Source organism: Phenylobacterium sp. (genome assembly GCF_030680185.1).
Classification (GTDB): Bacteria; Pseudomonadota; Alphaproteobacteria; order Caulobacterales; family Caulobacteraceae; genus Phenylobacterium.
In genome coordinates this window covers 1-25,886 of record NZ_JAUXVZ010000056.1, presented here as the reverse complement: position 1 = coordinate 25,886, position 25,886 = coordinate 1, and the positions used below count along the sequence as shown (strand labels likewise).

Sequence of the window (25,886 nt, the reverse complement as noted above, 5' to 3'; positions counted from 1 at the left end):
AAGCGTTCGCCTCTCTTCGGGGTTGACCGGTCGACTGGCCAATGAACTTTTGGTCAGATTCCGGGCTTCGCCGTGGCGTTGCCGGAAAACCTCAGCCGGCTTCCTTGAGAACGCCCTCCAGCCCCTGTTCGCGGACCTTGCGGTACAGGGTCGAGCGACCGATGCCGAGGCGACGCGCGATCTCGGACATATGGCCGGCATAGACCTCGATGGCGTGCTGGATCAGGTCCCGCTCGATCTCCTCGAGGGTGCGCAGATGGCCGCGGTCATCGAGGATGCGGATCGGCGTGTCGGGCAGGGGCGGCAGGTCGATGGAAGAGCCGGTGGTGGCGTCGGCCCCCTCCGTCTCGTCGCAGTCGCGACGATCCACCTCCCCCACAAGGGGGGAGGAGATACCCGAGATGGCCGGGAAGTCGTGCGGTTGCAGGAAGGGCGCGTCGGCCAGGACGATGGCGCGATAGATGGCGTTCTCGAGCTGGCGGACGTTGCCGGGCCAGTCGAAGGCGCAGAGCAGGGCCAGGGTCTCTCCCGAACAGCCGGCGACGCGCTTGCCCTCCTCGACATTGAAGCGGGCGATGAAGTGGTCGATCAGGGCCGGCACATCCTCGCGGCGTTCGCGCAGGGACGGGGCCTCGATCGGGAAGACATTGAGGCGATAGAACAGGTCTTCGCGGAAGGCCCCGGCGCGGACCTGCTGGGCCGGGTCGCGGTTGGTGGCCGAGACGATGCGGACATCGACCTTGACCGAGCGTTTGGCGCCGACGGGATCGACCTCGCCCTCCTGGAGGACGCGCAGCAGCTTGACCTGCATGTCGAGCGGAAGTTCGCCGATCTCGTCGAGGAACAGGGTGCCGCCGTTGGCCTCCTGGAATTTGCCGAGGTGTTTGTCGTGGGCCCCGGTGAAGGCCCCCTTCTCGTGGCCGAACAGGATCGACTCGACCAGATTGGCGGGCAGGGCCCCGCAGTTGACCGCCACGAACGGCTTGCCGGACCGGTCGGAGGCCCCGTGCAGGGCGCGGGCGATGACTTCCTTGCCGACGCCGCTCTCGCCGGTGATCAGGACCGGGATGGAGGATTTGGCGGCGCGGGCTCCCAGCGACTTGACCATACGCATCGGCGGGCTCTGGCCGACCAGGTCGTTGAAGGAGGTGCGGCCGGAGACGTGCTTCTTGAGCCGCCCGACCTCGGCGGTCAGCTGGGTCAGCTGCAGGGCGTTGGAGACTCCGACCAGCAGACGGTCGGCCGAAACGGGCTTGACGAAGAAGTCCTGGGCCCCGGCCTGCATGGCCTTGACCACGGCGTCGACCCCGCCCTGGGCGGTGAGGACGATGACCGGGGTGGTGACCCCGGCGGTGCGGATTTCAGCCAGGGCCTCCATGCCGCTCATGCCCGGCATGACCATGTCGAGCAGGACCACGTCGGCCCCGCCGCCCTTGGTCAGGCGGTCGATGGCCTCGCCGCCGGATTCGGCGTGGACGACGGCATATCCCTCACGCTCCAGTACCGCCTGGGCGATACGGCGCTGGGTGGGATCGTCGTCGACCACGAGAACGGTCTTCGCCATGGGGCAGCCCCTTCAACATCACGATTGCTGGCCGGTCCTCATTGCAGCGGGACTGGCTCATTCCGGGACGTTTTAACCCTCACAAGGTGAAGATCGGGTTGGGGGGCAGGGTGAGTACGGGGTTAACGGGGGGCGGGCACCGGCTCGATCGCTTCCACAGCCAGGTCGCAGTCGAGATTGCGTTCGAGCGGCACCGCAGGCACGCCATCGACCATAAGGTCCGGCCAGGCGGGCGGGACGGGCCGCGCCTCATCCTTGCGCAAGGCGTCGCGCAGGTTCAGGCGACCGGGACGGTTCGGGCCCCGGCAGCGGTTCGGCAGCCAATGGCCGGTCTTCGACCAGGCTCCGGCGGCGTCGCGGGTCCACAACTGTATGGTCCAGTCGTTGGCCACGAGCACTTCCGGCGCGCCGTCACCGTTGATGTCCATGGCGCGGGCCACGCAACGGGCCGCGCCGGCGCATTGCGCCCGTTCGTCGGTCGGCGGGACCGCAATGGCGAAGCCCGGCGGCAGCGCCGCGCCCGCGGGGGCGATTTCATAGTCCGGTTCCCGGTTGGGCGAACCGATGTCGGTATCATCCCAGCGGTTTTCGACGGCCTGGACGTTGCGGGCGCTGCGGGCGATCACCGGGTCGGAAGAGCGGGTGAGCCGAGCCAGTGCGGCGGCGCCTGACCTGCCGCTCTGGAAGCGGAGGAAGCGGTAGTCGAATTTGTCCGGCGTGACCGCGCCGCGCTCCAGTCGTGCGACCTGATCTATCACCGAAAGGCGGGCGGGGTCGGCGATCGGGCTGAACAGGGCGAGGATGACGGCGACCTCCAGCACGGCGGTCCAGACATTGGTCCGCTCCAGCGGCACCATCCAGCCGGCGGCCTTGCGCCAGAAGGGGCTGAGGGCCGCGAAGCCGTAGCCGCCGGCATAGGCGGCACCGATGACGGCGCAGGCGAAGGCGATGATGCGGTCGGGGGTCAGGCCATGCTGGCCGATGCGCAGGGCCAGACCCCAGAAGGCGATGATGATCAGGGGCGTCAGCAGGACGGCGGCGACCCGCACCGTGACCCGCAGGATCAGGGGCGGCAGATTGTCGGCGCGGCCATCCTGATAGGCGGTGTTGATGAGGATGATCAGGGCGGCGGCGGCCGAGAGCACCAGCGCCGTCGCGCTGCCGGTGTTCCACAGACCCTCGAGCCCGGTGAAGGGCAGGGCCCCGAGGAAGCCGGCGGCCAGCACGGTCATGAGCAGCAGCAGCCAGGACAGCAGCATCAGGACGACGCTGCGGACCCCCCGGATCAGCCCGTCGCGGACGTCGGTCAGGTGCACGGCGGTGGCGAAGGTGACGCAGGTCACGGGAATGGAGAACCAGTCCTTGCCGATCAGCTCCTGCAGGAAGTCGAGGCCGATCACCTTGAACAGGGCCGAGCCGAGGAAGAGCAGGATCCACAGCGCGCCGGTGAAGCCGATCGACAGGGCCAGCTGTACCCCCGCCTTCCAGGCCGTGTCGAAATAGGTCGGGAAGGCCGCGATCCATTTGCGTTCCATGTCGGCCGGAAGGACCAGATGGTGGCCGATGAACAGGGCGGTGGCCGCGAACAGGGGCATGGGCCAGGGCAGATAGGGCGGGTAACGCCCCGATTCGAACTCGCCCGAGGCCTGGCTGGCCACGCCGTACCATCCCAGCAGGGCGAGGAAGGCCACGGCACCCAGTGCCCACAGGAGCAGGGTGGTCCAGCGCATCCGGCCCACGCCGGCCAGCAGCACGACCGGGATCATGACGAGGATCAAGGCCAGGGGGGCGAACACCTCGGGGACCGTCGCGGGCCAGTGCATGCCATCGCTGCCGGGTGATGCCGAGCGAAACAGCCACCAGAGGGCAAAGCCCTGGAACAGGCCTATGGCCAGGCGGAAGACGATCAGCAGCGGCGATCCGGTGCGGCCAAGGCTGTTGCGCCCGGTGGCCTCGATAGCGTCCGTCATGCAGTCCCCCCAGTATGCGGCGGCAAACCTGCCCCGAATGTGGGACGGTGTCCCGAGGATTTATCGTGCAGGGGCCGTGCAGGCATGCGGACGCTTGAGTTCTGCGCGCGTGCGTGTATAGAGCGCGCCTTCTCCGTCGCAGCTTCGGCCGCGGCGGTCCTGTCCGAGAACTTCGGGGCGTGGGGGTCACCCAGGCCATAAATGCCAGAGAGCCCTCTGGTGCCGTGGGGAGATGGGGATGCAGACGACGCCAGACGTTCCGGTATCCGGGCGTCGGGGATCTGAGCTTCCTTCGGACATTTCGACCGGCCTGAACGCTTCGCAGCGATGCGACGCGCTTTGGCCAATCCGTCGTCGGGAATAAGCCCGGCGGCGAATACAGACTGGAGACCGCAATGGACCGCGCTCAAAAAGCCGAGTCGATCGAAACGCTTAAAGGCGTATTCGCCGACGCGGGCGCCGTGGTCGTGACCCACAACCTGGGTCTGACCGTTGCGGATATGGAAGACCTGCGTGGACGCCTGCGTACTGCCGGCGGCACGTTCAAGGTGGTCAAGAACCGCCTGGCGCTCAAGGCGCTCGAAGCCGCTGACGGCAGCGAATACCACGGCCTGTTCAAGGGTCCCGTGGGCATCGCGTATGCTGACGACGCGGTGACGGCCGCCAAGATCACCGCTGAATATGCCAAGGCCAACGACAAGTTCGTCGTCCTCGGTGGCTTCATGGGTGACAAGGTTCTGGACGCGAAGGGCGTGGAGGTTCTCTCCAAACTGCCGTCGCTGGATCAGATCCGCGCCTCGTTCCTCGGCCTGCTCAACACGCCTGCGACCCGTATCGCCAGCGTCGTTCAGGCCCCGGCTGCCCAACTGGCCCGCGTTTTCAACGCCTATGCCACGAAGGACGCCGCGTAAGCGGAACCGCCTCTTTCATCTCTGCAAACTCTCTACTGAACCCCAATCCTCCGAAGGAAACATCCCATGGCCGATCTCGCCAAAATCGTTGAAGACCTGTCGAAACTGTCCGTCCTGGAAGCCGCCGAGCTGTCCAAGCTGCTGGAAGAAAAGTGGGGCGTCAGCGCCGCTGCTCCGGTCGCCATGGCCGCTGCCGGTGGCGGCGCCGCCGCTCCGGCCGAAGCTGCTGAAGAGCAGACCGAGTTCACCGTCGTCCTGCTGGACGGTGGCGACAAGAAGATCAACGTCATCAAGGAAGTCCGTGGCGTGCGTTCGGACCTCGGTCTGAAGGAAGCCAAGGACCTGGTCGAAGGCGCTCCGCAGAACGTCGTCGAGAACGTCTCCAAGCAGAACGCCGACGAAGTCGCCAAGAAGCTGACGGAAGCCGGCGCCAAGGTGCAGATCAAGTAAGAAACCCTTTTTGCCCTAACGCGCTTCGCGCTGCTTGAGGGCGATCTGGATTTGAACTGAAGAGACGGGCCGGGGAGCGATCCCCGGCCCGTTTTTCTGTGCGGAATGGACAGGGGCGGTTGGTTGTGTCGGGATGTGCGGACAACGGGAGGGAACCCATGTCCATCAGAATCACCGCCCTGGCCATGGCCGTCCTGTTCGGGCTGACCGGCTGCGGAGAACCGGCCGCCGAAGCGCCGCCGCCCGTTCCGGCGGGGCCGCCATCGCCGCCATCGCCCGACCTGCCGATGACGGCCGTCAGGGCCCGCGAGATCATCGGCGACCTGCCGTTGCCCTGCGTCGAGATGGCGTCGCTGAAGATGGACATGGCGACGTGTGGCGAGCGGGTGAACCGGCCGATCGACCACGAGGCCCTGCGGACCGAACTGCGCGACCTGCGTTGGACCCTCCAGGCGCTGACGCCGGAGGAAGCGCGGACGCAATGCTCGGCGCTGGTGAACGAAATGCGCACCCAACCCAAGCCCCAGGTGTGCTGGGACCTGGGCAACGGCTGATCCCTACCGCCGGCGGGGCGCGAAGATGTCGGCGAGGCGGTCGCGGGTGCCCTCGATGCGGACCAGGCGCGGGTAGCGCAGGCCGCCGTGGTAGTCGAAGGACACGGTGCGGAACTCATCGCCACGTTTGACCACGAGGACGATGGGGTCGGATCGGTTCTTCGCGGCGGTGACGGCCTCGCGCAGGGCGGCGGATGAGGCGACGCGATCACCGACGGCGACCAGATCCCAGCCGGCCCCCAGACCCTGTTCGAAGGCCAGCCCGCCCCAGCGCACGCCGCTGATGCGATTGTTGCCCCCCAGGCTGAAGCCGAGCGAATACTGGAAATCACTGGCCCAGCCGCCCATCAACCGCTTTTCGACCGCGGTCAGGCTGTCGACCCAGGTCAGTTGCCAGCCGGCGCGGGCGAGGCCGTCCAGCGGCGCGCGGGCCTCGGGCCCGACCGCGTCGAGTCGGCTGCGCAGGAAGGTGGCCCAGTCGTGGGGGTGGACCGCGTTCAGATGCGAGACGACGTCGTCGAAGGTGTAGGGCCGCGCCTCCCAGACGCCGTCCTCGACGCCGTAGAAGGCCCTGGCGAAATCATCCAGCGACTTGCGCTCGCGGGTGGCCTCGCGGATCAGGGTGTCGGCGTCGAGCCAGATCAGCAAGGCTTCGCGGTAGTAGTCGCCGGTGCCGCGCATCCACGAGCCCCAGGGGTTGGTGGTGCGGTAGCCGAGCAGATTGTGGTTGGTGACGTCCTGCAGGGCGCGCCACTGGCGACCGGGCTGCTGGTCGTAGAAGCCGGCCACCTCGGCGAGGTTGATCACCGCCTCCTCGACCGTGCCGAGGCCGGAGCGGGGGGTCAGGACATCGCCCCAGTATTCGGTCTGACCTTCATAGACCCACATCAGGCTGTTCTGCGTAGGGACGTTGAAGTTCGGCACGTATTCGTCTGAAGGGCGACGGAATTTTCCGTTCCAGCTGTGGACGTACTCATGCGGGAGCAGGCCGCGGGTGCCGTAGGACGGGTTGGCGGTGGAGAAATAGTCGGGGGCGGCGGTGTTCTCGGACGAGCGGTGATGCTCGAGGCCGATGCCGCCCATCTTCGAGGTCATCCCCAGCAGGAACTCATAGTGGTCGAAGTGGCGGGCCCCGAACAGCCGGTCGGCCTGGTCGACGAGGGCCTCGTATTTCGCGATCCATTCCGGCGTGGCGTTCACCGAGGCGGCGGTGTCGCCGACGATGTTGAGGTGGACCGGCGACCGGCCGCCCGGATCGAGGTCGACGCGGCGATAGTGGGCCCCGGCGAACATCGGACTGTCGGCCAGGTGCTCGAGGGAGATCGGGGCGAAGGTGGCCACGTCGCCGTCGCGGCCGGTGGTGGTCAGGGCCACGCCATACTGCCAGCCCGCGGGCAGGACGACGGAGGGGGCGAAGGTGATACGGCTGTGGGCATAGCCGGCCGGATAGAGCAGGGCCTTCTCCCACTGCAGATTGACCATCTCGGAGGTCATGACCACGCGCCAGACGGCGTTGTCGGGCTGGGTCAGCCATTCGAAACCGAGCTCGATCTCCGTCACGCCCGCCGGGATGTCGAGGTGGAAGGCGTGCGGGTCGACGGTGTCGCGGACCCATTCGATGCGCGCCCCGCCACCGCTGACGGTCAGGCCGGAGATCAGCTGGATCGGGCCGGTGTCGGCGTGGTTGCCGGGGATGAATTTCGGATACTGCAGCACCAGCGGGCCGGCGCTGACCGGCACGGTCTGGCGCACCCGGATGACCTTGTGGTCGAGGTCGGTGAGGTCGACGCGGATGCCGATGACGCCCGGATAGTCGCGGTCCTGCGGCGCGGGGATGGCCGGCAGGGGGCGCGGCAGGCTGGTCGGGGCGGGCAGGGGCGTTTGCGCCTGGGATGTCTGGGCCAGGGCCGGCAGGGCGGCCGAGGTCAGCAGCAGGGCGAGGGCGGCGGTGCGGATCATCTTGGTGTCCCTCACGATCAACGGCGACGCGGGGCGAGGATGTCGCCGAGACGGTCGGGGGTGCCCTCGATACGTTCGAGGCGCGGGTAGCGCAGGCCGCCGTGATAGGCGAAGCGGATGGTGCGGAAGCGGTCGCCCTTCTTCAGCATCATCTCGATCGGGGTCGTATTGCCGGCCGAGGCGGTGATGGCCTCGGCGATGGCGGTGGCGCTGGCGGCGTGACCGTTGACGGCCACGACCTCCCAGCCCGAGGTCAGGCCGGCCTCGAAGGCGGGCGAGCCCCAGCGCACGGCGGTGACGCGGTTGGAGGTGTTGAGGCTGAGACCCAGGGACCAGGCGAAGTCGACGCGGCCCAGTTCGGTGTTGAGGGCGCGGGAATAGCCGTTGGGGGTGGTGCCCCAGGCGAGGCGGTAGCCGCCACGCTCAAGCCCGCCCAGCGGGCCCTGCGCATCGGGACCGACGGCGTCGAGCCGGGTGCGCAGGAAGCCGGCCCAGTCGCCGGTCTGGACGCCTTCGAGCGTCGAGGCCACATCGGCGAAGGTGTAGGGGGCCGGGTCCCAGTCGCCGTCCTGGACGCCGAAGAAGGCCTTGGCGAAATCGTCCAGCGAGCGGCGGCCGTTCGACTGTTCGCGGATCAGGGTGTCGGCGTCGAGCCAGATCATGGCCCCTTCGCGATAATAGTCCTCGCCGCGCTGGACCGTGCCCCACGGCTGGGGACGGCGCTGGACGATGATCGGATCGTTGGTGGTGTCCTGCAGGGCGCGCCATGCGCGGCCGGGATTGTCGTCGGCATAGGTGGCGGCGGTGTTGGCGAAGACGTCCAGCGCCTGCTGTTTGCTCATCAGCCCGGCGCGGGCGGTGAGGACGAGGCCCCAGTACTGGGTCTGGCCCTCATAGACCCAGAGCAGGGAGTTCTGCAGCGGCTCGTTGAGCGTGGGGGTCAGCTGGTCGGCGGGGCGGCGCCATTTGCCGTTCCAGGAGTGGGTGTATTCGTGGCCGAGCAGGTCGCGGTCGGCGAGGGTCGAGGACGGGGCCGTGAAGTAGCGGGTGTCGACGCTGTTCTCGGACGAGCGGTGATGCTCCAGCCCGATGCCGCCCAGCCGGTCGGTGACGGCGAGCAGGAAGTCGTAGTGGTTGAAGTGGCGCGCGCCGTACAGGCGGTCGGCCTGGCGGACCAGTTCGCGATGCCGCTCGATGTGTTCGTCGGTCGCGGCCAGCATGGCGGCGCTGTCGGCGACGATGTTGAGCCGCACCGGCGAACGGCCGCCCGGATCGAGGTCGATCTGGCGATAGTGGGCTCCGGCGAAGACCGGGCTGTCGGCCAGATGTTCAAGGGTGATGGGGGCGAAGACCGCCACGCCGTTCTGGAAGGAGACGGTGTCGAGGGCCGCGCCATACTGCCAGCCGAGCGGCAGGCGCAGGGTCGGCTGGACCGTGATCTGCCGTGAGTAGTAGCCGGCCGGATAGAGGATGGCCTTTTCCCACTGAATGTTGAGCATCTCGTCGGTGATGACGACCCGGCCCTGGGGGGAGTCGATCGGGGTCAGCCATTTGAAGGCGACCTCGACCGCGGTCGCGCCGGCCGGGACCTCGACCTCGAAGGCGTTGGTGCGGACGGTATTGCGCACCCAGCGCAGTTCCTGGCCGTCGGCGGTGATGTGCAGCTGGGCGATGTCGTCGACCGGGCCGACCGGGCCGTGGTTGCCGGGGATCCACTGCGGATAGAGCAGGATCAGCGGGCCGGGACCGGTGACGGGGATGGTCTGCTTCACCGAGACGATGCGCCGGTCGATATCGGTGGCGTCCATCTCGAGGGTGATGACCCCCGGATAGGCCACGTCGCGCGGGGCGGGGATCGGAGCCAGCGGTCGATCCAGGGCCGGGGTACCGACCTGGGCCAGGGCGGGGGCGGCGCCGAACAGCAGGGCGGCGGCGCAGGCGGACAGGATCAGACGCTTCATCAGGGGGACTTCCGGCTGGACGGGCAGGGCGCGCAGATCACGCCGGGCACGGGCGGGGGTCAAGCGAGACCGGCCCGTGTTGGATTAAAACGTCGTCATGTTCGGAGTTCCGCCGTCCCGCTTTCGCGGGGATGAGCGGAGCAAAAAATCAGAGCGCCTATTTTACTTCCAGCAGTTCGACGGTGAACAGCAGGGTCGAGTTGGGCGGCAGTTTGCCGCCGCCGGCCCAGCGTTCGCCGTAGGCCAGTCCGCCCGGGATGACGAATTCGAAGCGCTCGCCGACGCGCATCAGGGCCACGCCCTCGGTCCAGCCCTTGATGACGCGGTTGAGCGGGAATTCGGAGGGCTCGCCGCGGGCCCAGGAGCCGTCGAATTCGCGGCCGTCGATGAAGGTGCCGCGATAGTGGACCCGGACGGTGTCGGTCGCGACCGGCTGTCGGCCCTCGGGCCGGGCGGGACTGATGCGACGGTACTGCAGGCCGGAGTCGGTGGTGGTCCAGCCGGGACGTCCGGCGTTCCAGGCCAGATAGGCGGCATTACCCGCGTCCCAGCTCACCTGGCTGGCCTCGCCGACCGGCGGGCGGACTTCGGAGGTCGGCGGCCCCATCGGCTCGGGCGTCGAGGCGCAGGCGGCGAGGGTCAGGGCGGCGGCGGCGGCGATCAGGGTGCGAGTCATGGCGCGACGCTAGCAGGGGTCGGAGGCGCGCGGAATGCGCTTCGTACCGGCCGGGGCTCGCCGGTCCATAGGTGTACGCTTGACATAACATTATGTAAGCTGGAACATACATTATGTATCAGGGAGCGGACATGTGATCAGGGTTCTGGCGGTATCCGCGCTCGGCATGGCGTTCGGGGCCTTTCTGGCCTGGCCGCTGTTCGACTGGCCGCTGCGACCGGGTTGGGTCGGGGCGGTGGTGCTGTTGCTGGTCGCGGTCGCGGTGCGTCGGCACTGGGACGGGATGCGGCATCGTGATGGTGGCGAGCCCGGTCCGCGCGAGCGTTGCTCGTGGCACGCCCTGGCGGCTCTGGCGCTGGTCAGCGGCCATCTGATCGCCTCGCTGGCGCAGGGAGTCGATCTGCACGTCGGGCAGGGCAATACCCTGGCGCTCGACAACTGGACGCTGATTGCCGCCGCCGGGATCGGCTGGGTCATCGTCCGCCCCGAGCGGATGGAGCAGGACGAGCGTGATCGGGAGATGGCGACGCGCGGCGTGCACGTCGGCTACACCACCTTCATCGTCCTGTTGATCGGCCTGCTGCTGACCCTGGGGTTCGCGCCGCCGGTGGTGGTCGAGCGGCTGTCGCCCTTCGTGCTCGGCAATGTGCTGGTGGTGGTGATCCTGCTGGCGTCGCTGGCCCGGCACGGGACCCAGCTCATCGGCTATCGGGACGCGGCGCGGCCGGAGGACGAAGTCCATGGCTGAGCTGGCCATCGGCAACCACCTGCGCCGCCTCCGTTTCGAGCATGGTGAGATGACCCAGGACGCCCTGGCCCGCTCGGCCGGGGTGACCCGCCAGACGGTGATCTCGCTCGAGGCCGGGCGTTATGCCCCGTCGCTGGAGCTGGCCATGCGGTTGGCCCACGTCTTTCGGCGTGGCGTCGACGACGTGTTTTTCTGGCGAACGCCGCCTTCGCCCTGAACCTCAACCACCCCTGACCCACGACCTCGCGCCGAGGCGCACACAGAAGGATGTGACCCATGACGCCTGTCCGTCGCCCGATCCGCGCCCTGGCCGGAACCGCCGCCCTCATCGCCATGCTGACCGCCGGCACCGCCACGGCGCAGAGTTTCGAGATCTCGCCGGAGGGTCCGGTGGTACATGGCAGCCCGGTGGCCGTCGTGCTCAGCGGGGTCGCGCCCGGCCAGGCCGTCGAGATCAGCGCCGAGCGCCGCTTCGGCCATGACGCGGTGTGGCGCTCAAGCGCGCGGTTCACCGCCGACGGGCAGGGACGCGTCGACCTGACCGCGAACGCGCCGTTGAGCGGCGACTACGCCGGGGTCGATGCCGCCGGCCTGTTCTGGTCGATGCAGCCGACCGCCGACGCCCTGCCCGGTGACTGGCGCTCGGGCGAGGTGCGGCTGCGGGCCCAGGTCGGCGACCGGGTGGTGGCGACCGGCATGACCCGTCTGGTCGGGACCCTGGCGGCCATCGCGGTCGAGGACATACCCGGCTTTCCGGCGGCGCGCCTGTATCAGGCAGAAGGCGGCGGGCGGCGGCCGGTGATCGTGGTGCTGCACGGGGCCGACGGCGGCACCCGGGCCAGCGACCGCTACGGGCGCAAACTGGCCGGGCTGGGCTATGCCGTGGTCGGTCTGCCCTATTATTCCGCCGACTGGGGCGACTACGGCCCGCCGAAGGAGTTTCCGGACCTGCCGGGCAGTTTCATCGACATCCGCATCGACCAGATCGGCGAGTTGCGCGACTGGCTGCGCACGCGGCCGGACGTCGACGCCGACCGCATCGCCCTGTTCGGCGGCTCCAAGGGGGCGGAGTTCGCCCTGATCGCGGCCAGCCAATACGACTGGCTGACCGCGGTGGTGGCCTTTGCGCCGTCGGACCTGGTCTGGGAGGGCTGGGGACTGGAGACGGTGGAGGCCGAGGGCACGCGCTCGTCCTTCTCCTACGGCGGTGAGCCGCTGCCGTTCATGCCCTATGTCGGCTTTGTCGAGGGGCTGCTGGCCGGGCCGGGCAATGCCGATCTGCTGAAGATCCACGAGGACGGGCGGGCGGCCCATCCGGAGCGCGAGGCGGCGGCCCGCATCCGGGTCGAGGATTTCCCCGGCGCGGTCATGCTGGTGGCGGGGGACGCCGACCGGGAGTGGCGATCGGGTCAGATGGCCCGCAATGTGGCGGCCAGCCGGGCCGCGGCGGGCCGGGAGACCGTGCTGCTGGTCTATCCGCAAGCCGGGCATGACGTCGGCGGCGACGGCTGGGCTCCGACGGCCGGAGAGGTGACGCGCGGTGGTGGCACCGTCGAAGCCAATGCGCGGGCCCAGGCCGACGCCTGGCCACGGGTTCTGGCCTTCCTGGAGCGGACGCTACGTCCTGACGAAAGATAGGCGGGGGCCTTTATTTCGTCGGGAAAGCGAGTATATGACCCGGTTCCGCTAACTCAGTATGAGATTCGCGCGAAAGCGCCGAGGCCCGGTTTGTCGCCCTCCGACCGGTGCGAAGGCGCGCTCCTCCCCAAGGAGCCCTGCATTTTGAGGTGTCCTGGTGCCGCAAGGCCCGAGGGTGGACGCCGAAACCGATGGTCACGGTTCGCCCGAGAGGCGGAGCCGTGGCTGCTGCATTGATCGCGACCTGCCCGGGTTGCGTTATGGGAATACAGAATGGCCAAGTCCAAAGCCGAACTCACCGTCGCCCCCGGTCAGTTCGCTACCGCCACCTCGTTCACCGGCAAGAAGCGCATCCGTCACTCGTTCGGCCGCATCCCGGAAGCGGTGCAGATGCCGAACCTGATCGAGGTGCAGCGCGCCTCCTATGAGCAGTTCCTGCAGCGCGAAGTGCGCTCGGGACCGCGCAAGGATCAGGGCATTGAGGCGGTCTTCAAGTCGGTGTTCCCGATCAAGGACTTCAACGAACGCGCCATCCTGGAATACGTCTCCTACGAGTTCGAGGACCCGAAGTACGACGTCGAGGAATGCATCCAGCGCGACATGACCTATGCCGCGCCGCTGAAGGTCAAGCTGCGCCTGATCGTGTTCGAGGCCGATGAAGAGACCGGCGCGCGCTCGGTCAAGGATATCAAGGAGCAGGACGTCTACATGGGCGACATCCCGCTCATGACCGACAAGGGCACCTTCGTCGTCAACGGCACCGAGCGGGTCATCGTCTCGCAGATGCACCGTTCGCCGGGCGTCTTCTTCGACCACGACAAGGGCAAGACGCACAGCTCGGGCAAGCTGCTGTTCGCCGCCCGTGTGATCCCGTACCGCGGTTCGTGGCTCGACTTCGAGTTCGACGCCAAGGACGTGGTTTACGTCCGCATCGACCGCCGCCGGAAGCTGCCGGCCTCGACCTTCCTGATGGGTCTGGGCATGGACGGCGAGGAGATCCTCAAGACCTTCTACGAGACCGTGCCCTACGAGAAGCGCGGCGAAGGCTGGGTCACCCCGTACAAGGCCGAGCGCTGGAAGGGCGTGAAGCCCGAATTCGATCTGGTCGACGCCGACACCGGTGAGATCATCGCCCCCGCCGGCACCAAGATCAGCGCCCGTCAGGCCAAGAAGCTGGGTGACACGACCACGTCGCTGTCGCTGGCCGCCGACGCCCTGCTGACCAAATACCTGGCCGCCGACGCCGTGAACTATGAGACCGGCGAGATCTACGCCGAGGCCGGCGACGAGCTGGACGTCGAGTCGATCGAGCTGCTGGAGAGCCACGGCTTCACCACCATCGACGTGCTGGACATCGACCACGTCACGGTCGGCGCCTACATGCGCAACACCCTGCGCATCGACAAGAACACCGGCCGCGAGGACGCGCTGTTCGACGTCTATCGCGTGATGCGTCCGGGCGAGCCGCCCACCCCGGAAGCCGCCGAAGCCATGTTCAACTCGCTGTTCTTCGACAGCGAGCGCTACGACCTGTCGGCCGTCGGCCGGGTCAAGATGAACATGCGTCTGGAAACCCCGGACGTCTCGGACGAGATCCGCGTGCTGCGCAAGGACGACGTCCTGCGCGTGCTGCAGATCCTCGTCGGCCTGAAGGACGGCGTGGGCGAGATCGACGACATCGACAACCTCGGCAACCGCCGGGTCCGTTCGGTCGGCGAGCTGCTGGAGAACCAGTACCGCGTCGGCCTGCTGCGGATGGAGCGCGCCATCAAGGAGCGTATGTCCTCGGTCGATATCGACACGGTGATGCCGCACGACCTGATCAACGCCAAGCCGGCCGCCGCGGCCGTGCGCGAATTCTTCGGTTCGTCGCAGCTGTCGCAGTTCATGGACCAGACCAACCCGCTCAGCGAGATCACCCACAAGCGTCGCCTTTCGGCGCTTGGCCCGGGCGGTCTGACGCGCGAGCGCGCCGGCTTTGAAGTCCGTGACGTGCACCCGACCCACTACGGCCGTATCTGCCCCATCGAGACCCCGGAAGGCCCGAACATCGGCCTGATCAACTCGCTGGCGACGCACGCCCGTATCAACAAATACGGCTTCATCGAGAGCCCCTACCGTCGCGTCAAGGACGGCCGGGCCACGGACGAGGTGGTCTACATCTCGGCCATGGAAGAGGCGAAATACACGATCGCCCAGGCCAACATCGAGCTCAAGGACGGCATGATCGTCGAGGAGCTGGTCCCGGGCCGGATCAACGGCGATTCCCAGCTGCTGATCAGCGCCGACGTGGACATGATGGACGTGTCGCCGAAACAGGTCGTTTCGGTCGCCGCCGCCCTGATCCCCTTCCTGGAAAACGATGACGCCAACCGGGCCCTGATGGGCGCGAACATGATGCGTCAGGCCGTGCCCCTGGTGCAGTCGGACGCGCCGCTGGTCGGCACCGGCATGGAATCTGTGGTCGCCGTTGACTCCGGTGCCGTGGTCGTGGCCCGTCGTGACGGGGTCGTCGAACAGATCGACGGCACCCGCATCGTGGTCCGTGCCACCAACGAACTCGACGCCGGCCGTTCGGGCGTCGACATCTATCGCCTGTCGAAATTCCAGCGTTCCAACCAGTCGACCTGCATCAACCAGCGCCCGATCGTGCGCGTGGGCGATGAGGTCAAGGTGGGCGACGTGATCGCCGACGGTCCGTCGACGGACCTCGGCGAACTGGCCCTGGGCCGCAACGCCCTCGTCGCCTTCATGCCGTGGAATGGCTACAACTTCGAGGACTCGATCCTGATCTCGGAGCGTATCGTGCGCGACGACGTTTTCACCTCGATCCATATCGACGAGTTCGAAGTGATGGCCCGCGACACCAAGCTGGGACCGGAAGAGATCACCCGCGACATCCCCAACGTCGGCGAGGAAGCCCTGCGCAACCTCGACGAGGCGGGCATCGTGGCCATCGGCGCCGAGGTCCAGCCCGGCGACATCCTGTGCGGCAAGGTCACGCCGAAGGGCGAGAGCCCGATGACGCCGGAAGAGAAGCTGCTGCGCGCCATCTTCGGCGAGAAGGCTTCGGACGTCCGCGACACCAGCCTGCGTCTGCCGCCCGGCGTCGCCGGCACCATCGTCGACGTGCGCGTGTTCAACCGCCACGGCGTCGACAAGGACGAGCGGGCCATCGCCATCGAACGTTCGGAAATCGAACGTCTGGGCAAGGACCGCGACGACGAGCTCAAGATCCTCGAGCGCAACGTCTACGGACGTCTGCACCCGCTGATCCTCGGCAAGAACGCCACCTCGGGTCCGAAGGGCCTGGGCCGTGGTGAAGTGACCGAAGCCAAGCTGAGCGAACTGTCGCGCGGCCTGTGGTGGCAGATCGCCCTCGACGACGAGAAGGCGATGGGCGAGCTCGAGGCCATGAAGAAGCAGTTCGAGGACGCCCGCAAAGCGCTCGACCGCCGCTTCGAGGACAAGGTCGAGAAGCTGCAGCGCGGCGACGAACTGCCCCCGGGCGTGATGAAGATGGTCAAGGTCTTCGTGGCCGTGAAGCGCAAGCTTCAGCCCGGCGACAAGATGGCCGGCCGTCACGGCAACAAGGGCGTCATCTCCAAGATCCTGCCGATCGAGGACATGCCGCACCTTGAGGACGGCACCGCCGTGGATATCGTGCTGAACCCGCTGGGCGTGCCCTCGCGCATGAACATCGGCCAGATCTTCGAAACCCACCTCGGTTGGGCCGCCGCCGGTCTCGGCAAGCAGATCCAGGGCCTTCTGGAGGCCTGGCAACAGGGCGGACAGAAGAAGGCGCTGGTCGATCACCTGACCAGCATCTACGGCCCGGACACGACGCTTCCCGAGTCGGAAGAGGACCTGGTCGAGCTGGCCAGGAACCTGTCCAAGGGCGTTCCGTTCGCCACCCCGGTGTTCGACGGCGCGCACATCAACGACATCGAGGAGCTGCTGGAGAAGGCGGGTCTCGACCGCACCGGCCAGTCGATCGTCTATGACGGCCAGACCGGCGAGCAGTTCAAGCGTCCGGTCACGGTCGGCTACATCTACATGCTGAAGCTGCACCACCTGGTCGACGACAAGATCCACGCCCGTTCGATCGGGCCGTACTCGCTCGTTACCCAGCAGCCGCTGGGCGGCAAGGCGCAGTTCGGCGGACAGCGCTTCGGCGAGATGGAGGTCTGGGCGCTGGAAGCGTACGGCGCGGCCTACACCCTGCAGGAAATGCTGACGGTGAAGTCCGACGATGTGGCCGGCCGGACCAAGGTCTACGAGGCCATCGTCCGCGGCGACGACAGCTTCGAGGCGGGCATTCCCGAGAGCTTCAACGTGCTCGTCAAGGAAATGCGCTCGCTGGGCCTGAACGTGGAGCTGGAGAACAGCTGACGCGAGTGGCGAGTGGCGAGTGACGTGTGGCGAGATTTCGCCCCGTCACTCGCCACCGCCGACTTTCTCGCCACCAGCCACTCGCCACTCGCCACCAAATTATTCGCGGCCCCCGCCGCAGAAGGAAAACAAGATGAACCAGGAAGTCCTGAACATCTTCAACGCGGTCCCGGTCACTCCGACCTTCGACCAGATCAAAATTGCCCTCGCCAGCCCGGAGAAGATCCGGTCGTGGTCGTTTGGCGAGATCAAAAAGCCCGAGACAATCAACTATCGGACGTTCAAGCCCGAGCGTGACGGTCTGTTCTGTGCCCGTATCTTTGGCCCGACCAAGGATTACGAATGCCTGTGCGGCAAGTACAAGCGCATGAAGTACAAGGGCATTATCTGCGAGAAGTGCGGCGTTGAGGTCACCCTGGCCCGCGTTCGCCGCGAGCGGATGGGCCACATCGAACTGGCCGCCCCGGTCGCCCACATCTGGTTCCTGAAGTCGCTGCCGTCGCGCATCTCGCTGATGCTGGACATGGCCCTGAAGGACGTTGAGCGCGTCCTGTATTTCGAGAACTATATCGTCACCGAGCCGGGCCTGACCCCGCTGAAGCAGAACCAGCTGCTGACGGAAGACGAATTCTACCGTTACCAGGACGAGTTCGGCGATGACGGCTTCACCGCCGAGATCGGCGCCGAGGCCGTGCGCAACCTGCTGATCGGCATCGACCTGCACGCCGAGGCCGAGCGTCACCGCGGTGAACTGGCCGACAGTCCTTCGGAAATGAAGGCCAAGAAGGCCTCCAAGCGCCTGAAGCTGATCGAGGCCTTCCTCGAGAGCGGCAACAAACCCGAGTGGATGATCCTGACGGTCGTGCCGGTCATTCCGCCGGAACTGCGCCCGCTGGTGCCGCTGGACGGTGGCCGTTTCGCCACCTCCGACCTGAACGACCTGTATCGCCGGGTCATCAACCGTAACAACCGCCTGAAGCGCCTGATCGAGCTGCGCGCGCCCGACATCATCATCCGCAACGAAAAGCGGATGCTGCAGGAATCGGTCGACGCCCTGTTCGACAACGGCCGTCGCGGCCGCGTCATCACGGGTGCCAACAAGCGCCCGCTGAAGTCCCTCGCCGACATGCTGAAGGGCAAGCAGGGCCGCTTCCGCCAGAACCTTCTGGGCAAGCGCGTCGACTATTCGGGCCGTTCGGTCATCACCGTCGGTCCCGAGCTGAAGCTGCACGAGTGCGGCCTGCCCAAGAAGATGGCGCTCGAGCTGTTCAAGCCGTTCATCTATGCGCGCCTTGACGCCAAGGGCCTGTCCGGCACCGTCAAACAGTCCAAGCGCATGGTCGAGCGCGAGCAGCCGCAGGTGTGGGATATCCTCGACGAGGTCATCCGTGAGCACCCGGTGCTGCTCAACCGCGCCCCGACCCTGCACCGTCTGGGCATCCAGGCGTTCGAGCCGAAGCTGATCGAGGGCAAGGCCATTCGCCTGCACCCGCTGGTCTGCACCGCCTTCAACGCCGACTTCGACGGCGACCAGATGGCCGTCCACGTCCCGCTGAGCCTTGAGGCCCAGCTGGAAGCGCGCGTCCTGATGATGTCGACCAACAACATCCTGTCGCCCGCCAACGGCAAGCCGATCATCGTGCCTTCGCAGGACATCGTCCTGGGTCTCTACTACCTGTCGCTGATCAAGGAAGGCGAGAAGGGCGAGGGCAAGCTGTTCGCCAACATGGGCGAGATCGATGCCGCGCTCGACGCCGGCGTCGTGTCCCTGCACACCAAGATCAAGGCCCGCTGGACCGAGATGAACGCTGCCAGCGAAGTCATCACCAAGGTCATCGACACGACTCCGGGCCGGATGAAGCTCGGCGCGCTGCTGCCGCACAACGCCAACATCGGCTACAGCCTGCTCGAGAAGAACCTGACCAAGAAGGAAATCGGTAACCTGATCGATCAGGTTTATCGCCACTGCGGTCAGAAGGCGACGGTCATCTTCGCCGACCAGATGATGCAACTGGGCTTCCGCGAGGCCGCCAAGGCCGGCATTTCCTTCGGCAAGGACGACATCGTCATCCCCGCCGCCAAGGCCACGCTGGTCGCCGCCACCCGGACCCAGGTCGAGGAGTACGAGCAACAGTACGCCGACGGCCTGATCACCAAGGGTGAGAAGTACAACAAGGTCGTCGACGCCTGGGCCAAGGCCACGGACAAGATCGCCGATGCGATGATGGGCGAGATTGCCCAGCCGCGCGTGCTGGCCAAGGGTCAGGCGCCGGACATCAACTCGGTGTTCATGATGGCCAACTCCGGTGCCCGTGGTTCACAGGCACAGATGAAGCAACTGGGCGGCATGCGAGGCCTGATGGCCAAGCCGTCGGGCGAGATCATCGAGACGCCGATCATCTCGAACTTCAAGGAAGGCCTGACCGTCCTTGAATATTTCAACTCCACCCACGGTGCCCGTAAGGGTCTGGCCGACACCGCGCTGAAGACCGCCAACTCCGGCTATCTGACGCGTCGTCTGGTCGACGTGGCGCAGGACTCCATCGTCACCGAGGACGATTGCGGCTCGACGCGGGGCATCACCCTGCGCGCCGTGGTCGAAGGCGGCGACGTGCTGGTCTCGCTGGGTCAGCGGGTTCTGGGTCGCTATGCGGCCGAGGACATCAAGGAGCCGGGCGGCGAAACCGTCCTGTTCAAGGCTGACACCTATCTGCAAGAGGAAGAAGTCGAGATCATCGACAACGCCGGCGTCCAGTCGGTCAAGGTCCGCTCGGCCCTGACCTGCGAAGCCGAAGCCGGCATCTGCGCCTATTGCTACGGGCGTGACCTGGCGCGCGGCACCAACGTCAACATCGGTGAAGCGGTCGGCGTTATCGCCGCACAATCGATCGGCGAACCCGGCACCCAGCTGACGATGCGGACCTTCCACATCGGCGGCACGGCCCAGGTGGCGGAGACCTCGTTCTACGAGGCGACCAACCCCGGCATCGCCCGGATCACCGGACCCACCGTCAAGGCGGCACACGGCGATCTGGTGGCCATGAGCCGCAACGTCGTCGTCACCATCATGGTCGACGGCAAGGACCGCGAGAGCCACAAGATCCCCTACGGTGCCCGTCTGCGGGTGGTCGAGGGATCCGACGTCAAGCGCAGCCAGCGCCTGGCGGAGTGGGACCCCTACACCTCTCCGATCCTGACCGAGGTCGGCGGCGCGATCCGCTTCGAGGACCTGGTCGAGGGCCTGTCGGTCCGCGAGGAAACCGACGAAGCGACGGGTATCGCCCAGCGCGTCGTCAGTGACTGGCGTGCCAGCCCGCGTGGTGCGGACCTGCGTCCGGCCATGGGCGTCACCGTCGGTGACGGCTATGCCAAACTGGCTTCGGGCTCCGACGCCCGTTACCTGCTGCCGGTGGGCGCGGTTCTGTCCGTGAACAACGGCGACGTGGTCAAGCCGGGCGAGATCATCGCCCGCGTCCCGACCGAGGGTGCCAAGACGCGCGACATCACCGGCGGTCTGCCGCGGGTGGCCGAGCTGTTCGAAGCCCGTCGTCCCAAGGACTGCGCGGTCATCGCCGAGATGGACGGCCGTGTGGAATTCGGACGCGACTACAAGAACAAGCGTCGCATCAAGATCACGCCGGAACTGGACGCCGATGGCAACCAGGCCGATGCGGTCGAATTCCTGATCCCCAAGGGCAAACACATCTCCGTCCACGACGGCGATCTGATCAACAAGGGCGACTACATCATCGACGGCAACCCGGATCCGCACGACCTGCTGCGCATCCAGGGCGTCGAGGCCCTGGCCGAGTACCTCGTCAACGAAGTGCAGGAGGTCTATCGCCTGCAAGGCGTGCCGATCAACGACAAGCACATCGAGGTGATCGTTCGCCAGATGCTGCAGAAGGTCGAGATTCTCGACTCGGGTGAGACCACCCTGATCCGTGGCGACACGGTCGAGGTGGCCGAGGCCGTGCTTGAGAACCAGAAGGTCGAGAAGCGTGGCGGCCGGATCGCCACCACCCAGCCGGTCCTGCTGGGCATCACCAAGGCGTCGCTGCAGACCCGCAGCTTCATCTCGGCGGCGTCCTTCCAGGAGACCACCCGCGTCCTCACCGACGCCTCGGTCAACGGCAAGGTCGATACGCTGGAAGGCCTCAAGGAGAACGTCATCGTCGGCCGCCTGATCCCGGCCGGCACCGGTGCCTATCTCCGCAGCCTGCAGAAGATCGCCAACGAGCGTGACGCTGAACTGACCTCGACCCGCGAGGCGGCCATCGAGCCGCTTCCGGCCGACCTGGCGCTGGAGCTGGAGAGCAGCGAAGGCTGAGCCTCGGTCCTGGACTGAAATGAAGGGGGCGGTGCCGAAAACGGCGCCGCCCTTTTTTATTGTTGGGGCGCTATCGCTCGCCGCGCGGCGGCTCGCTGCATGAGCGCCCGTCTGGGGCGTGAACGTTCGTAGCGCGGGCTTGCTGCTCCAGCGCGACCGGATTGGCTAGCGCGGGCCATCGCGGCGGTCGGTGCGGATGTTCTGGGTCGAGTCGGGGCGGAACGAGGGGTCGAGGTGGGCGCCGGCGACGCCGACTCCGAAATTGGAACCGACGCCATCCTGTGGCCCGACATTGCCGCTGCCCCCCGAGAGGGGGCGGCGACGCGCTTCATATTGGGCCAGGCGGCGGGCCCCTTCGGCGGCGAACGGGCTGCCGCTGGTGCCATCGATGGGCGCGGCGGCGGCGGCGCGCTGGCCGAAGCGGTCGTCGCAGATGGCGCGCTCGGCGGCGCTCAGCAGGGACGGGGAGGCGCAGCCGGGGCCACGGGTGCGCATACCGCGTCCGACGCGGTCGCCGAGGGACTCGGCGCGCACGGCCCAGCCGTCGACGCCGGCGGGAGGAGCGGGGACGCCCGGTGCCGGGGTCCCGATGCGGGGTGCCGGTGGGGCAGGGCTGTCCTCATCCTCGGTCGGATCGCGGAACGGCCGATCACGGTCGGCGGTCGGCGAGCCGGGCAGGATGGGAGCGGTGTCGATCAGCGGTTGCTCGGGCGATGACCGTACGCGGGCGACCTCGCCCGGCAGCATCGGACGGGGCTCGATCTGGACATAGATGATCGGCCCCGGGTCGACATCGAGCAGGCCCGGTATGGTCAGGCCCATGGAACGCAGGCCAAGGTAGGCGAAGATGGCGACGTGGCCGAGCACGGACACGGCCACGATCACCGGCTTGCGCCACCGCTCCGCTCGGGCGGGCCATATCCACGCCGGCCCCCTGAATCGCCATCCACCCGTCATGCGCGCAGAGGAGGGGGCGAGCGTGGCCGTATTGGGGCCTGTTGACGCTCCTTGCGCGGCACGTCACTCGAGACCGATTGCCGCCACCCTTGACCTGCGACCCGCCCGCGCGTAGAAGCCGCCCACTTTCGAGGTGTCCGGTTCGCCGGATTCCGGGATCGTGACAATTGAGCGGACGGGCTGTGCCCGCCGGAACGCCCGAAGCGCGCGTTCCGGTTTTTTCGTTTGGCGGTCGCGTCTCCGGCTCGAGATCAAACCCGGGGCGGCGCGTCAGCGTCGTCCGAAAAGAAGGCTCATGAGGCGCCCCGGCCGAAAGGCACACGCCTCCATCGATTGAAAGAGACGAGTTTCGAATGCCGACTATCAACCAGCTGATCCGCAAGCCGCGCCAACCCAAGCCGGTCCGTAACAAGGTCCCGGCCCTGAAGGGTTGCCCGCAACGCCGCGGCGTCTGCACCCGCGTCTATACGACGACCCCGAAGAAGCCCAACTCGGCTCTGCGTAAGGTCGCCAAGGTGCGTCTGACCACCGGCATCGAAGCCGTGTGCTACATCCCCGGCGAGGGCCACAATCTGCAGGAGCACTCGGTGGTCCTGATCCGTGGCGGCCGCGTGAAAGACCTTCCCGGCGTGCGCTATCACATCCTGCGCGGCGTGCTCGACACGCAAGGCGTCAAGGACCGCAAGCAGCGCCGTTCGCACTACGGCGCCAAGCGCCCGAAATAAGCGACCGCCCCATTCCATTCGCCGGTCCACGCCCTCGGGCTTTGGACCGGCCGTCCGACACCGATTTAGAAGGCCAAGCTCATGTCCCGTCGTCACCGCGCACAGAAGCGCGAAGTTCTGCCGGATCCCAAATACAAGGATCTGATCGTCACCAAATTCATGAACTACGTCATGTACGAGGGCAAAAAGGCCGTCGCCGAGAACATCGTCTACGGCGCGTTCGAAATCCTGGCCGACAAGAAGAAGGAATCGGAGCCCGTCGCGACGTTCCACGCCGCTCTGGACAACGTGGCTCCGGCCGTCGAAGTCCGTTCGCGTCGCGTCGGTGGTGCCACCTATCAGGTGCCGGTCGAGGTTCGTCCCGATCGTCGTCGCGCCCTGGCCATCCGCTGGCTGGTCAACGCCGCGCGCAAGCGTGGTGAGAACACCATGACCGAGAAGCTGGCCGCCGAACTGCTCGACGCCTCGAACAACCGCGGCACCGCGGTCAAGAAGCGCGAAGACACCCACAAGATGGCCGAAGCCAACCGCGCCTTCAGCCACTATCGCTGGTAGCGCCTTCAAAGCGTCACCTGCGTTGACTATCCGAGGATATCCGGCGCGGGCGGTTTGAGCTAAACCGCCCGCGCCCGCCTATCCGCACAGACCGATATTTCCCGAGGGCGCGAAACGCGTCCTGATTTTACTTCAAGGCACGCTCCATGGCCCGCATCAACAAGATCGAGGACTACCGCAACTTCGGCATCATGGCCCACATCGACGCGGGCAAGACGACGACGACCGAGCGGATCCTGTACTACACCGGCAAGAACCATAAGATCGGCGAAGTCCACGACGGCGCCGCGACCATGGACTGGATGGACCAGGAGCAGGAACGCGGCATCACCATCACGTCGGCCGCGACGACCGCCTTCTGGAAAGAGAAGCGCCTCAACATCATCGACACCCCCGGCCACGTGGACTTCACCATTGAAGTCGAGCGTTCGCTGCGCGTGCTCGACGGTGCCGTGACGGTGCTGGACGGCAACGCCGGTGTTGAGCCGCAGACCGAAACCGTCTGGCGCCAGGCCGACAAATACCGCGTGCCGCGTATCGTGTTCGTCAACAAGATGGACAAGATCGGCGCTGACTTCGACGCCTCGGTGCAGTCGATCCGCGACCGTCTGGGCGCCAAGGCCGTGCCGATCCAGTTCCCGATCGGTTCGGAGTCCTCGCTGACCGGCCTGGTCGACATCGTCGCCATGAATTCGGTGGTCTGGGACAACGACGCCCTGGGCGCCAACTTCACCGTCGGCCCGATCCCCGCCGACCTGATGGACAAGGCCGTCGCCGCTCGCCAGTACCTGATCGACAACGCCGTCGAGCTCGATGACGAGGCGATGGAAGCCTATCTGGACGGCACCGAGCCCTCGCTGGAAGTGCTGAAGAAATGCATCCGCAAGGCCGTGCTGACCGGCGCCTTCTATCCGATCCTGTGCGGTTCGGCCTTCAAGAACAAGGGCGTGCAGACCCTGCTCGACGCCGTGGTCGACTACCTGCCGTCGCCGACGGACATCCCGCCGACCCCGGGCATCGACTTCAAGACCGAGGAGCCGATCGTGCGCCGCGCCTCGGACGACGAGCCCCTGTCGGTTCTGGCGTTCAAGATCATGGACGACCCCTTCGTCGGTTCGCTGACCTTCTGCCGCATCTATTCCGGCAAGATGGAAACCGGCATGGGCCTGCTGAACTCCAGCCGCGACCGCAAGGAACGCGTTGGCCGCATGCTGCTGATGCACTCCAATGACCGTCAGGACATCAAGGAAGCCTACGCCGGCGACATCGTCGCCCTGGCCGGCCTCAAGGACACCCGCACCGGTGACACCCTGTGCGATCCCCTGAAGTCGCCCGTCATCCTCGAGAAGATGGAATTCCCGGCCCCGGTGATCGAGATCTCGGTCGAGCCCAAGACCAAGGCCGACCAGGAGAAGCTGGGCGTCGCCCTGGCCAAGCTGGCCTCGGAGGATCCCTCGTTCACCGTCTCGACGGACCATGAGTCGGGCCAGACCATCCTCAAGGGGATGGGCGAGCTGCACCTCGACATCAAGATCGACATCCTGCGCCGCACCTACAAGGTCGACGCGACCATCGGTCAGCCCCAGGTCGCCTACCGTGAAAGCCTCGGCCGCAAGGTCGACATCGACTACACGCACAAGAAGCAGACCGGTGGTACGGGCCAGTTCGCCCGCGTCATGCTGACCTTCGAGCCCGGCGAGCCGGGCACGGGCTTCGTGTTCGAGAACTCGATCGTCGGCGGTGCCGTGCCCAAGGAATACATCCCGGGCGTGGAAAAGGGTCTGAACTCCATCAAGGACGGCGGCCTGCTGGCCGGCTTCCCGCTGATCGACTTCAAGGCGACCCTGACGGACGGGAAATACCACGACGTCGACTCCAGCGTGCTGGCGTTCGAAATCGCGGCCCGCGCCGCCTTCCGCGAACTGAAGGAAAAGGGTGCGCCCAAGCTGCTCGAGCCGATCATGGCGGTCGAGGTCGTGACCCCCGAGGACTATCTCGGTTCGGTCATCGGCGACCTGAACGGCCGTCGCGGCATGATCCAGGGTCAGGACATGCGCGGCAACGCCACCGTCGTGAACGCCTTCGTGCCGCTGGCCAACATGTTCGGCTATGTGAACACGCTTCGCGGCATGTCGCAGGGCCGCGCCCAGTTCACCATGCAGTACGACCACTACGAGCCGGTGCCGCAACACGTCGCCGACGAAGTGATCAAGAAGTATTCCGCTTAATACCAACCCCTGCTTTCGGCGGACCTGTGGTCCGCCGGGGCCCCTGAAAACCCAAGGATAAGCCCCCTGTTCAGGGGACGGAGAGAAGAGAATGGCCAAGGAAAAGTTCGAACGTAACAAGCCGCATTGCAACATCGGCACGATTGGTCACGTTGACCACGGCAAGACGACGCTGACGGCGGCGATCACGATGGTTCTGGCCAAGGCCAGCGGTGGCAAGGCGATGAACTACGCCGACATCGACGCGGCCCCGGAAGAGAAGGCCCGC

General features: G+C 66.8%; 18 protein-coding genes. 12 read left to right on the top strand and 6 right to left on the bottom strand.

Annotation, left to right across the window (positions count from 1 at the left end):
* Nucleotides 1-91 precede the first annotated feature (91 nt).
* Together Q8L83_RS15890 and Q8L83_RS15885 are read right to left on the bottom strand one after the other, a co-directional pair.
* On the bottom strand, nucleotides 92-1,564 hold the full coding sequence (locus Q8L83_RS15890) for a sigma-54 dependent transcriptional regulator (protein WP_305288638.1): 1,473 nt from the start codon (nucleotides 1,562-1,564) through the stop codon (nucleotides 92-94).
* Between the two features lie 122 nt (nucleotides 1,565-1,686).
* Nucleotides 1,687-3,534, bottom strand: coding sequence for a DUF4153 domain-containing protein (locus tag Q8L83_RS15885; protein WP_305288636.1), 1,848 nt, complete (start codon nucleotides 3,532-3,534; stop codon nucleotides 1,687-1,689).
* Nucleotides 3,535-3,929: 395 nt separating this feature from the next.
* On the opposite strand from Q8L83_RS15885, the gene rplJ reads away from it, so the two are divergent.
* From rplJ to Q8L83_RS15870, 3 genes are all read left to right on the top strand, one after another.
* Nucleotides 3,930-4,445 (top strand): 50S ribosomal protein L10, encoded by a 516-nt coding sequence (gene rplJ, locus Q8L83_RS15880; RefSeq protein ID WP_305288634.1) that lies wholly within the window; start codon nucleotides 3,930-3,932, stop codon nucleotides 4,443-4,445.
* A gap of 66 nt (nucleotides 4,446-4,511) precedes the next feature.
* Complete coding sequence (rplL, locus tag Q8L83_RS15875; protein WP_305288632.1) at nucleotides 4,512-4,895, top strand: 50S ribosomal protein L7/L12; 384 nt, start codon at nucleotides 4,512-4,514, stop codon at nucleotides 4,893-4,895.
* A 158-nt stretch (nucleotides 4,896-5,053) separates the two neighbouring features.
* A complete protein-coding gene (locus tag Q8L83_RS15870; protein ID WP_305288630.1) occupies nucleotides 5,054-5,449 on the top strand; it encodes a hypothetical protein in 396 nt (131 codons plus the stop codon).
* 3 nt (nucleotides 5,450-5,452) lie between these two features.
* Here the strand turns inward: Q8L83_RS15870 and Q8L83_RS15865 are convergent, their stop codons facing one another.
* From Q8L83_RS15865 to Q8L83_RS15855, 3 genes are all read right to left on the bottom strand, one after another.
* Nucleotides 5,453-7,408: a M61 family metallopeptidase gene (locus tag Q8L83_RS15865; RefSeq protein ID WP_305288628.1), complete on the bottom strand. Its 1,956-nt coding sequence runs from the start codon at nucleotides 7,406-7,408 to the stop codon at nucleotides 5,453-5,455.
* A gap of 17 nt (nucleotides 7,409-7,425) precedes the next feature.
* On the bottom strand, nucleotides 7,426-9,369 hold the full coding sequence (locus Q8L83_RS15860) for a M61 family metallopeptidase (RefSeq protein ID WP_305288847.1): 1,944 nt from the start codon (nucleotides 9,367-9,369) through the stop codon (nucleotides 7,426-7,428).
* A gap of 157 nt (nucleotides 9,370-9,526) precedes the next feature.
* Nucleotides 9,527-10,045, bottom strand: a complete 519-nt coding sequence (locus Q8L83_RS15855) for an FKBP-type peptidyl-prolyl cis-trans isomerase (RefSeq protein WP_305288626.1) — start codon at nucleotides 10,043-10,045, stop codon at nucleotides 9,527-9,529.
* A gap of 133 nt (nucleotides 10,046-10,178) precedes the next feature.
* Between Q8L83_RS15855 and Q8L83_RS15850 the strand changes: the two genes are divergently transcribed.
* The 5 genes from Q8L83_RS15850 to rpoC all read left to right on the top strand — a co-directional run bounded on the left by Q8L83_RS15850 (nucleotide 10,179) and on the right by rpoC (nucleotide 21,153).
* Nucleotides 10,179-10,793, top strand: coding sequence for a hypothetical protein (locus Q8L83_RS15850; RefSeq protein WP_305288624.1), 615 nt, complete (start codon nucleotides 10,179-10,181; stop codon nucleotides 10,791-10,793).
* Nucleotides 10,786-11,010: a helix-turn-helix transcriptional regulator gene (locus Q8L83_RS15845; protein ID WP_305288622.1), complete on the top strand. Its 225-nt coding sequence runs from the start codon at nucleotides 10,786-10,788 to the stop codon at nucleotides 11,008-11,010. The genes Q8L83_RS15850 and Q8L83_RS15845 overlap by 8 nt, the downstream gene beginning before the upstream one ends.
* Nucleotides 11,011-11,069: 59 nt before the next feature.
* Entirely contained in the window at nucleotides 11,070-12,431 is a 1,362-nt protein-coding gene (locus tag Q8L83_RS15840; protein WP_305288620.1) for an acyl-CoA thioester hydrolase/BAAT C-terminal domain-containing protein, read from the top strand.
* Nucleotides 12,432-12,704: 273 nt separating this feature from the next.
* Nucleotides 12,705-16,823: a DNA-directed RNA polymerase subunit beta gene (gene rpoB, locus Q8L83_RS15835; RefSeq protein ID WP_305288618.1), complete on the top strand. Its 4,119-nt coding sequence runs from the start codon at nucleotides 12,705-12,707 to the stop codon at nucleotides 16,821-16,823.
* Between the two features lie 133 nt (nucleotides 16,824-16,956).
* Nucleotides 16,957-21,153, top strand: coding sequence for a DNA-directed RNA polymerase subunit beta' (gene rpoC, locus Q8L83_RS15830; protein ID WP_305288616.1), 4,197 nt, complete (start codon nucleotides 16,957-16,959; stop codon nucleotides 21,151-21,153).
* 165 nt (nucleotides 21,154-21,318) lie between these two features.
* Here the strand turns inward: rpoC and Q8L83_RS15825 are convergent, their stop codons facing one another.
* Nucleotides 21,319-22,038, bottom strand: coding sequence for a hypothetical protein (locus Q8L83_RS15825; RefSeq protein WP_305288614.1), 720 nt, complete (start codon nucleotides 22,036-22,038; stop codon nucleotides 21,319-21,321).
* A gap of 425 nt (nucleotides 22,039-22,463) precedes the next feature.
* On the opposite strand from Q8L83_RS15825, the gene rpsL reads away from it, so the two are divergent.
* The 4 genes from rpsL to Q8L83_RS15805 all read left to right on the top strand — a co-directional run.
* Entirely contained in the window at nucleotides 22,464-22,835 is a 372-nt protein-coding gene (gene rpsL, locus Q8L83_RS15820; protein WP_055832311.1) for a 30S ribosomal protein S12, read from the top strand.
* A gap of 81 nt (nucleotides 22,836-22,916) precedes the next feature.
* Complete coding sequence (rpsG, locus tag Q8L83_RS15815) at nucleotides 22,917-23,390, top strand: 30S ribosomal protein S7 (protein ID WP_305288603.1); 474 nt, start codon at nucleotides 22,917-22,919, stop codon at nucleotides 23,388-23,390.
* A 146-nt stretch (nucleotides 23,391-23,536) separates the two neighbouring features.
* Nucleotides 23,537-25,618: an elongation factor G gene (gene fusA / locus Q8L83_RS15810; RefSeq protein ID WP_305288601.1), complete on the top strand. Its 2,082-nt coding sequence runs from the start codon at nucleotides 23,537-23,539 to the stop codon at nucleotides 25,616-25,618.
* A gap of 91 nt (nucleotides 25,619-25,709) precedes the next feature.
* Nucleotides 25,710-25,886 (top strand): GTP-binding protein (locus Q8L83_RS15805; RefSeq protein WP_305288845.1); only part of this gene is annotated, 177 nt, incomplete at its 3' end.

Coding starts and splice junctions, on each gene's coding strand:
- Q8L83_RS15890 (WP_305288638.1), bottom strand. CDS start 1,564: ATGGCGAAGACCGTTCTCGTGGTCGACGACGATCCCACCCAGCGCCGT.
- Q8L83_RS15885 (WP_305288636.1), bottom strand. CDS start 3,534: ATGACGGACGCTATCGAGGCCACCGGGCGCAACAGCCTTGGCCGCACC.
- rplJ (WP_305288634.1), top strand. CDS start 3,930: ATGGACCGCGCTCAAAAAGCCGAGTCGATCGAAACGCTTAAAGGCGTA.
- rplL (WP_305288632.1), top strand. CDS start 4,512: ATGGCCGATCTCGCCAAAATCGTTGAAGACCTGTCGAAACTGTCCGTC.
- Q8L83_RS15870 (WP_305288630.1), top strand. CDS start 5,054: ATGTCCATCAGAATCACCGCCCTGGCCATGGCCGTCCTGTTCGGGCTG.
- Q8L83_RS15865 (WP_305288628.1), bottom strand. CDS start 7,408: ATGATCCGCACCGCCGCCCTCGCCCTGCTGCTGACCTCGGCCGCCCTG.
- Q8L83_RS15860 (WP_305288847.1), bottom strand. CDS start 9,369: ATGAAGCGTCTGATCCTGTCCGCCTGCGCCGCCGCCCTGCTGTTCGGC.
- Q8L83_RS15855 (WP_305288626.1), bottom strand. CDS start 10,045: ATGACTCGCACCCTGATCGCCGCCGCCGCCGCCCTGACCCTCGCCGCC.
- Q8L83_RS15845 (WP_305288622.1), top strand. CDS start 10,786: ATGGCTGAGCTGGCCATCGGCAACCACCTGCGCCGCCTCCGTTTCGAG.
- Q8L83_RS15840 (WP_305288620.1), top strand. CDS start 11,070: ATGACGCCTGTCCGTCGCCCGATCCGCGCCCTGGCCGGAACCGCCGCC.
- rpoB (WP_305288618.1), top strand. CDS start 12,705: ATGGCCAAGTCCAAAGCCGAACTCACCGTCGCCCCCGGTCAGTTCGCT.
- rpoC (WP_305288616.1), top strand. CDS start 16,957: ATGAACCAGGAAGTCCTGAACATCTTCAACGCGGTCCCGGTCACTCCG.
- rpsL (WP_055832311.1), top strand. CDS start 22,464: ATGCCGACTATCAACCAGCTGATCCGCAAGCCGCGCCAACCCAAGCCG.
- rpsG (WP_305288603.1), top strand. CDS start 22,917: ATGTCCCGTCGTCACCGCGCACAGAAGCGCGAAGTTCTGCCGGATCCC.
- fusA (WP_305288601.1), top strand. CDS start 23,537: ATGGCCCGCATCAACAAGATCGAGGACTACCGCAACTTCGGCATCATG.